Annotated in this window: 7 protein-coding genes; all 7 read left to right on the top strand. The window is 70.2% G+C overall.

Annotated elements, in window-relative coordinates:
* Positions 1-895 precede the first annotated feature (895 nt).
* Positions 896-1,660: a helix-turn-helix domain-containing protein gene (locus ACFHWY_RS27580; protein ID WP_416583175.1), complete on the top strand. Its 765-nt coding sequence runs from the start codon at positions 896-898 to the stop codon at positions 1,658-1,660.
* A gap of 141 nt (positions 1,661-1,801) precedes the next feature.
* Positions 1,802-2,980, top strand: a complete 1,179-nt coding sequence (locus ACFHWY_RS27585; RefSeq protein WP_416583170.1) for an acyl-CoA dehydrogenase family protein — start codon at positions 1,802-1,804, stop codon at positions 2,978-2,980.
* A 34-nt stretch (positions 2,981-3,014) separates the two neighbouring features.
* On the top strand, positions 3,015-3,434 hold the full coding sequence (locus ACFHWY_RS27590; RefSeq protein ID WP_416583171.1) for an SgcJ/EcaC family oxidoreductase: 420 nt from the start codon (positions 3,015-3,017) through the stop codon (positions 3,432-3,434).
* 425 nt (positions 3,435-3,859) lie between these two features.
* Complete coding sequence (locus ACFHWY_RS27595; RefSeq protein ID WP_416583172.1) at positions 3,860-4,726, top strand: formylglycine-generating enzyme family protein; 867 nt, start codon at positions 3,860-3,862, stop codon at positions 4,724-4,726.
* Between the two features lie 14 nt (positions 4,727-4,740).
* Positions 4,741-5,007, top strand: a complete 267-nt coding sequence (locus tag ACFHWY_RS27600; RefSeq protein WP_416583173.1) for a MoaD/ThiS family protein — start codon at positions 4,741-4,743, stop codon at positions 5,005-5,007.
* On the top strand, positions 5,007-6,017 hold the full coding sequence (locus tag ACFHWY_RS27605) for a quinone oxidoreductase family protein (RefSeq protein ID WP_416583174.1): 1,011 nt from the start codon (positions 5,007-5,009) through the stop codon (positions 6,015-6,017). Before ACFHWY_RS27600 ends, ACFHWY_RS27605 begins: the two co-directional genes overlap by 1 nt.
* Positions 6,018-6,093: 76 nt before the next feature.
* Complete coding sequence (locus tag ACFHWY_RS27610; protein ID WP_416583176.1) at positions 6,094-7,158, top strand: glucose-1-phosphate thymidylyltransferase; 1,065 nt, start codon at positions 6,094-6,096, stop codon at positions 7,156-7,158.
* The last annotated feature ends 54 nt before the right edge of the window (positions 7,159-7,212 follow it).

Below are 7,212 nucleotides of genomic sequence, written 5' to 3' on the forward strand. Positions count from 1 at the left end.
ACCACGCCCGCGACAGCACCCGCCGCTGGCGCTACTCGGCATCACCTGACGACTTTGCCGGAGCCCTGCGGTGGGGGAGTGGCCGGTTCGGCCGGAAGCGTCGCCGACGGCAACTATGGCGATCGCCGTCGATGTGCTGTCTAATAGAGCGTTTGTCTCCAGGCGGGCTGCCGGCGGCGATGGTGACCGAACGTGGATGCTCCGGTCGCGTCGAGGGCCTCGGCGCAGACGGCCCCGGACGGTACGGTGAGTCACCCCCGACGAAGTCACGGCCGATCTGCCGTGCGTTCCCTTAAGATGGCCGTCACGTTTCGCACCGGACTTGGGCCGAGAATCCGGAGAAACGCGGGGTGTTCATTACGCGTTGTGACCGCAGCGGCTCCTTCATTTCCCTCGGTCGGCGAGATGGCGCGTGAACTGCGGCACCGTGTTTTCTTCGAGCGTGCGGGATTGACCGCACTTTTCGAGATGCTGGGCTCTCCTCCAAAACGCGAGGATTACCGAAATCGCATGCTCAAGGCGTGCGGAGTCCAAGAGGGAGCGCAAGGTGCCAGCCGCTAATACATGCATCCGACATCCGGTACCCGTCTTTCCCAGTCGAGTTCACCCCGCCTAGGTCGGTGGCCGGTCCACGGGTGGGAGCGTGCGGCGAAACCATCGGTGGTCCGTGAAGGAAAGACAGAAGACGGTTCAGCTCTAGTTGTGCCGCGCGGCGCCAGGATTCATGGCCGATGCGGAGCGTTTCGAATGTGCGCCCGGCGAATCGCCGGCGGTGCCGCGTGCCCGGGCGTAATTGTTCTCTCGCCCCGTGAGCCGTCGCCAACGGTGCGCTGTCGGCAGGGGAGGCGTAGTGAGTAGCCATTTTGTTGATGCAGTAGAACGGTCGATCGTGTTGATGCGGGACAATCTCGGTGAGCAGTTGACCGTGGACGACATGGCGCGTGCCGCGATGTTCAGCAAGTTTCACTACACACGGGTCTTCCAACGCGTGACCGGCGTCTCGCCGGGTCGGTTCCTGTCGGCGCTGCGCCTGCAACGCGCGAAGTCGCTGCTGCTGTCGACGTCGATGAACGTCGCCGATATCAGCGTGCACGTGGGTTACAACAGCGTTGGCACCTTCAGTTCGCGTTTCACCCGCAGCGTCGGCCTGTCGCCCACCGAGTACCGTCGGCGCGAGGGTGTGCTGCGGTCGGTCGTCCGGGCCGACCCGGACGGTGTCACGCCAGCCACCGGCGTCGTCTCGGGCGTCGTCTCGGGCGTCGTCTCGGGCGTCGTCTCGGGCTGCTCGTCGACGCCGCTCGACGCGGTGTTCATGGGGTTGTTCAAGAGCCGGATCCCGGAGGGGCGTCCGGTGAGTTGCGCGACCCTGCCCGGCCCTGGGCGCTTCACGCTCGACGGGGTGCCGGAGGGCACCTGGTACCTGCTCTGCCACGCCCTCGGTACCGTGCTGGGCGAGGACGGTGGGTTCGGGCCGGAACCAGTCGCCATGTTCGGCTGCCACGGCCCGTTCCGGATCGGGCCGGCGCAGAATCTCGATTTTGTCGTGCGGCTCAGGCCCGCGCGTCTGTGCGACCCGCCGATGCTGGTAGCGCTGCCCGACGTCCGTGCCGTCGTCACCGTCCGCCGGGCCCGCTGGAGCGGTGTGGCCAGTGCCGCCTGAGCGCACGTCCGGCCGGCGTGGCCGATGCCTCCATCTCGGAGGATCCCGAATGTCGCTCGCCGTCGATGTCGAGACAACGATACGCGGCTGCGGGCACCCGCCGTCCCGGCTCAGTCGAGCCGGATCTACCAGGAGGCATCCTTGAGTAACGATCTACCCGGAAGCGCCGAGTTGGTGCGGCGCGCGACCGACCTCGTGCCGACGTTGCGGATGTTCTCGACGTGGCACGAGGAGAACCGGCGAATCCACGACGAAGCCGTCGCCGCGATGGCAGCGGCGGGCGTGTTCCGCCTGCGGACGCCATCGACGTACGGCGGCTACGAGTGCGACACGCGGACCCTCGTCGACGTGGCCGCCGAACTGGCCCGCGGCGATGGGTCGGCCGCCTGGAACGCCTCGGTCTACTGGATCCCGACCTGGATGGCGTCGCACTTCCCGGACCACGTCCAGGACTCGGTGTTCACCAGCCCCGACTCGCTGATCTGCGGCACGCTGAGCCCCAGCGCCGTGGCGGCTCCCACCGAGGGTGGCATCGTCGTGAACGGCAAGTGGGGTTTCATCACCGGCGCCCTGCACAGCAGCTGGCAGGCCGTCATCGCCGTCCTGCTCGTCCCGGAGGCCGAGCCGATGCCGGTCATCGCGTTGGCGCCCACCAGGGAACTGCAAGTCGTCGACGACTGGCACACCGCGGGACTGAAGGGCACCGGCAGCGTGAGCACCGTCGCCCAGGACCTCTTCGTGCCCCAGGAGCGATTTCTGCCACTGGGCGCGGTCCTGCAGGGGCAGGGCGCCTCGGACGCCAACAAGACCAGCAGCATCTACCAGGCGCCGCTGCTGCCGGTGGCCGCCGCCTCGTCGGTCGGTGTCGCGCTCGGCCTGGCGAAGGCGGCGCTGGACGCGTTCGTCCAGCGGCTCGGCGATCGCAAGATCACCTACACCGACTATGTCAGCCAGCGGGAGGCGCCGATCACGCACCTGCGACTCGCCGACGCGGCCATCCGGGTCGACGAGGCCGAGTTCCACGCCCACCGCCTGGCCGCGACCGTCGACCGTAAGGCCGCCGAACAGGCCGCGTGGACGATGCACGAACGGGTGCTCGCCCGTGCCGACATGGGCGCGGCCGTCCAGCGTGCCCGCGAGGCTGTCGCCCTCCTCGCCGACGCCAGCGGGGGGTCGTCCATCTATCTCGATGTGCCCATCCAGCGAATCCAGCGGGACATCCAGGCGATGAGCCTGCACGCGCTGATGCATCCCGACACCAACGCCGAGTTGTACGGCCGTCTGCTCAGCGGACTCGGGCCGAACAGCCTGTACGTCTGACCGGTTTCCGGTCCCGATCCAGAGGAGCACCATCATGTCCGCAACCAGTGCGAGCTTCCGGCCCAGCCCCGTCGACCAGGCCGGGGTGGCCGCGCTTCCCGGCCGCATCGTGTCGGCGTGGGCCCAGCATGACGCCGACGCCTTCGGCGCGGTCTTCGTCGAGGACGGCACCATGATCCTGCCGGACCTGTACCTCAAGGGCCGCGACGCCATCGTCGCCTTCATGCGGGACGCCTTCGCCGGGCCATACCAGGGCACCACCGTCACCGGCCAGCCCATCGACGTCCGCATCCTCAACGGGGACGTCGCCGTCGTGCTCACCGAGGGCGGTGTGCTGCTGTCCGGCGAGAACAAGGTCGCGCCGGAGCGGGCGATCCGAGCCTGCTGGCTGATGGTCAAGGGCGACGGCGGCTGGCAGCTCGCCGCGTACCAGAACAGCCCCGGCGTCGCCTGAGCACGGGCCACCGCGGCCACCGCGCGACCCGGCCGTCCGGGATCCGCGCGGTGGCCGCACGTCGTCTCCGGACCTCTCCGGCTCCATGGCGCAATCGGGGCCGGCGCCGGCAGCCCGGGATCGCCTCGCCGTTCCTCCCTCGGGCGCACCGACGTCCGGCTGTCGGCGTGCCCGCTGTCGGGGAAAGAGCAAGAGAGCGGCAGTCCGCCGCCCCCTCGTGCACCTGCCAGCACCAGTCATCTACTACCAGCAGGGCCTGACCCAATTCAAGTGCATCGATTGTCGGAATTCATCTCCGACGATGCGCTGCCGCGGGCGGCCCCCAGGGCACAGCGAGAGGTGCCCGCCGTCGGCGCCCGAATGAATGATTGCTCCACGACGCGGACAGGGTGAACGGCCCGACCGGCGGCAGAAGGCGGGATGCGATGGGTGAGATGCGGCCGGTACCCGGCGGAGTGTTCCAACAGGGCACCCCCGAGTGGGTGCTCGACTGGCTCGACGACGCCGACCAGCCGTTGCCCCGTTTCTGGTTCGCCGACGAGACACCCCAGCACACCACCGTTGTGGCGCCGTTCCGCATCGACCGGTTTCCGGTCACCGTCGGCGATTACGCCCGGTTCGTGCGCGACACCGGCTACCGCACGGAGGCGGAGCGGCGTGGCTTCGGTCTGGTCTACACCGAGCGCGGCTGGATGGAGCGCGACGGTGTCACCTGGTACGCGCCCGGCGGTCCGGGCACCGGCGGTACCGACTTCGACGACCATCCCGTCGTCCACGTCTCCTTCACCGACGCCAGGGAGTTCGCCGCCTGGTGCGACAAGCGGCTGCCCACCGAGGCGGAGTGGGAGTTCGCCGCCCGGGGGCCCGACTTCCGGATCTGGCCTTGGGGCGACGAGTGGGACGCCGAGGCCGCCAACACGGCGGAACTGCACGCCGGCCCGCTGACCTCACTGGCCGCCTGGCAGCAGTGGTGGCGCGCCGAGTGCGCACGGCGCGGCCCGGTGCCCAGGACCTCACCCGTGGGCGCCTTCGCCGAGCGGGGCGACAGCCCCTTCGGCTGTGCCGACATGGCCGGCAACGTCTACGAGTGGACCTCGACTTCGTCTCGGCTCTACGCGGACACCGTCCGCTGCGACCCCACGGTCGCGATGGCGATGGGCCGCTACCGCGTCATCCGGGGCGGTTCGTGGATGAACTTTCGTTACCAGGTCCGATGCAGCGAACGGATGCATGGCGACCCCGGTGGCTGGTCCAGCTTCGCACACGGGTTCCGCTGCGCGGCCGACCTCTAACGTTGAGGAGAGACATGGTCAGGATTGTGGTGCCCACCGTCTGGACGCCCCAGGGCAGGACGGACTTCGAGGGCTCGCCAGGGCCGTTGGACGAGGTCATTCGAGACTTCGCCGCCCGCCATCCGGAGTTCGGCCGGCGGCTGCTTGACCCCGAGGGAACGCCGTTGCGATACGTCAACATCTGCATCGACGACGACCTGATCCCGCGGCACCAGCGGACCGCCACGACCGTCGGCCCCGATGCGGTCGTCACCATCCTCTCGCCGATGGCCGGCGGCTGATGGGGGCCGGCGATCGGCCAGCGGCGGAGTCCGACGACGCGGCGTGGCGGGTGGTGATGGACGCGTACGGGCCACCCGACGTGCTCACCCTCCGCGAGGCGCGTCTGCCCCCGGTGGCGGCCGGTGAGGTGCTGGTCCGGGTCGGGGCGGCCGGCGTCAACGTCGTCGACCTCTACCAGCGCAGCGGCACGTACCAGGTGGCGCTGCCGTTCACTCCGGGCATCGAGGGCAGCGGCACGGTGCTGCGGGTCGGTGCCGACGTGACCGGACTCGTCCCGGGGGACCGGGTCGGCTGGATGGGACAACCCGGGGCGTACGCCACGCACTGTCTGGTGCCAGCGGCACGCCTGGTGCCGGTGCCCGACGGGGTGAGCCTGTCGGCGGCGGCCGCAGTCCTCGTCCACGGCATGACCGCACACCTGCTCGCCACGGAGGTGTACCCGTTGGGCGACAGTGTCGTCTGTGTGGTGCACTCGGCCGCCGGCGGGGTCGGCGGGCTGCTTTGCCAGCTGGCCGCCCGGCGGGGTGCGACCGTGATCGGGACGATTTCCCGGGACGACAAGGCAGCCGCCGCGTCGACCGTCGGCGCACAGCACGTCGTCAACTACCACCGGACCTCGTTCGCCGTCCGGGTACGGGAACTCACCGGCGGTCGGGGTGCGGACGTCGTGTACGACGCGGTCGGCCGGGACACCTTCGCCGACGGCTTGGCCTGCCTGCGACCGGGCGGCACAATGGTCCTCTACGGCCAGGTCAGCGGGGCGGTTGACCCGGTCGATCCGGGGCTGCTGAACTCGCTCGGCTCGCTGTTCCTGACCAAGGCGTCGTTGAGCCACTACGACCGCACGCCAGACCAGACCCGCCGGCGCGCCGCCGCCGTCTTCGACGAGGTGTTGGCCGGTCGGCTGCGAATCCGTACGCACACCACGCTCCCGCTCTCGGCTGCCCCGGCGGCCCACGAGGCGCTGGCGTCACGTCGCACCACCGGCAAGATCCTGCTACTGCCCTGACCGGCTGCGACGCTACCGGGTCCGCCGGTTACGCCACGGCCCGCCACGGGCGTAGCCCGACCCGATGGGAGAACTCGTGAAGGCCCTGGTGCTGTCCGGAGGATCGGGCACCCGTCTCCGACCGCTCAGCCATTCGCTGCCCAAGCAGCTGGTCCCGCTGGCCAACCAGCCGTTGCTCGCCCACGTGTTGCGGGGCGTCCGTGACCTCGGGATCACCGAGGTGGGAATGGTGGTCGGCGCCGGGGCGGCGCAGATCAGACAGGCGTTCGGCGATGGCTGCGGACACGGCGTCACGATCACGTACCTGCCGCAGGACGCACCGCGCGGGCTCGCCCACGCGGTGCGGATCGCCCGGCAGTATCTCGGCGACGCGGACTTCCTACTCCACCTCGGCGACAACCTGTTGCCGGACGGGCTCGGCGAACCGGCGGTGGAGTTCCACCGCCGGCGGGCCGGCGCCCACCTGCTCGTGCAGAAGGTCACCGATCCGCGGCCGTACGGCGTGGTGGAGCTGGACCGCGCCGGCCGGGTGCTCCGCCTGGTGGAGAAACCCCGACAGCCGCGCAGCGACCTCGCCCTCGTCGGAGCCTGCTTCCTCACGTCGGTCGTGCATCAGGCGGTCGAGGCGATCCGTCCCGGGCCGCGCGGCGAACTGGAACTGACCGACGCCGTGCAGTGGCTGGTGGACCAGGGGGTCGTCGTCCGCGCGAGCGAGTACTCCGGCTACTGGCGGGACATCGCCGACAGCGGTGACGTGCTTGCCGGTAACCGGCACCTGCTGGCGACGGTCGAGCCCGGCCGTGGCGGGATTGTCGACCCGTTCAGCGTCCTCGGCCCCCGGGTACGCGTGGAGGAGGGGGCCAGGGTGATCCGCAGTCGCGTCGACGGTCCGGCGATCGTCGGTGCCGGATCGGTGATCGACGGCAGCCATCTGGGGCCCTACACCTCGGTCGGCCGGAACTGCGTCATCCGCGACAGCGAGCTGTCCAGCTCGGTGGTGATGGACGAGGCTCGGATATCGGGGGTGCGCCGGCTGGTCGACTCGATCATTGGGCGGGCCGCGACGATCGGCGGTGCGGATCCGCGCGCCGGCCGTCGTGTCGTCTGCGGCGACCACGGCCGCGTCGAGGTTCCCGGATAGGCCGGCCGGTCACGCTCGTCACCACCCGACGAACGGCCGCGCCCGGTCACCGGG

This window comes from Micromonospora sp. LOL_024 (genome assembly GCF_048060415.1).
Classification (GTDB): Bacteria; Actinomycetota; Actinomycetes; order Mycobacteriales; family Micromonosporaceae; genus Micromonospora.

Coding starts and splice junctions, on each gene's coding strand:
- ACFHWY_RS27580 (WP_416583175.1), top strand. CDS start 896: ATGCGGGACAATCTCGGTGAGCAGTTGACCGTGGACGACATGGCGCGT.
- ACFHWY_RS27595 (WP_416583172.1), top strand. CDS start 3,860: ATGGGTGAGATGCGGCCGGTACCCGGCGGAGTGTTCCAACAGGGCACC.
- ACFHWY_RS27590 (WP_416583171.1), top strand. CDS start 3,015: ATGTCCGCAACCAGTGCGAGCTTCCGGCCCAGCCCCGTCGACCAGGCC.
- ACFHWY_RS27600 (WP_416583173.1), top strand. CDS start 4,741: ATGGTCAGGATTGTGGTGCCCACCGTCTGGACGCCCCAGGGCAGGACG.
- ACFHWY_RS27605 (WP_416583174.1), top strand. CDS start 5,007: ATGGGGGCCGGCGATCGGCCAGCGGCGGAGTCCGACGACGCGGCGTGG.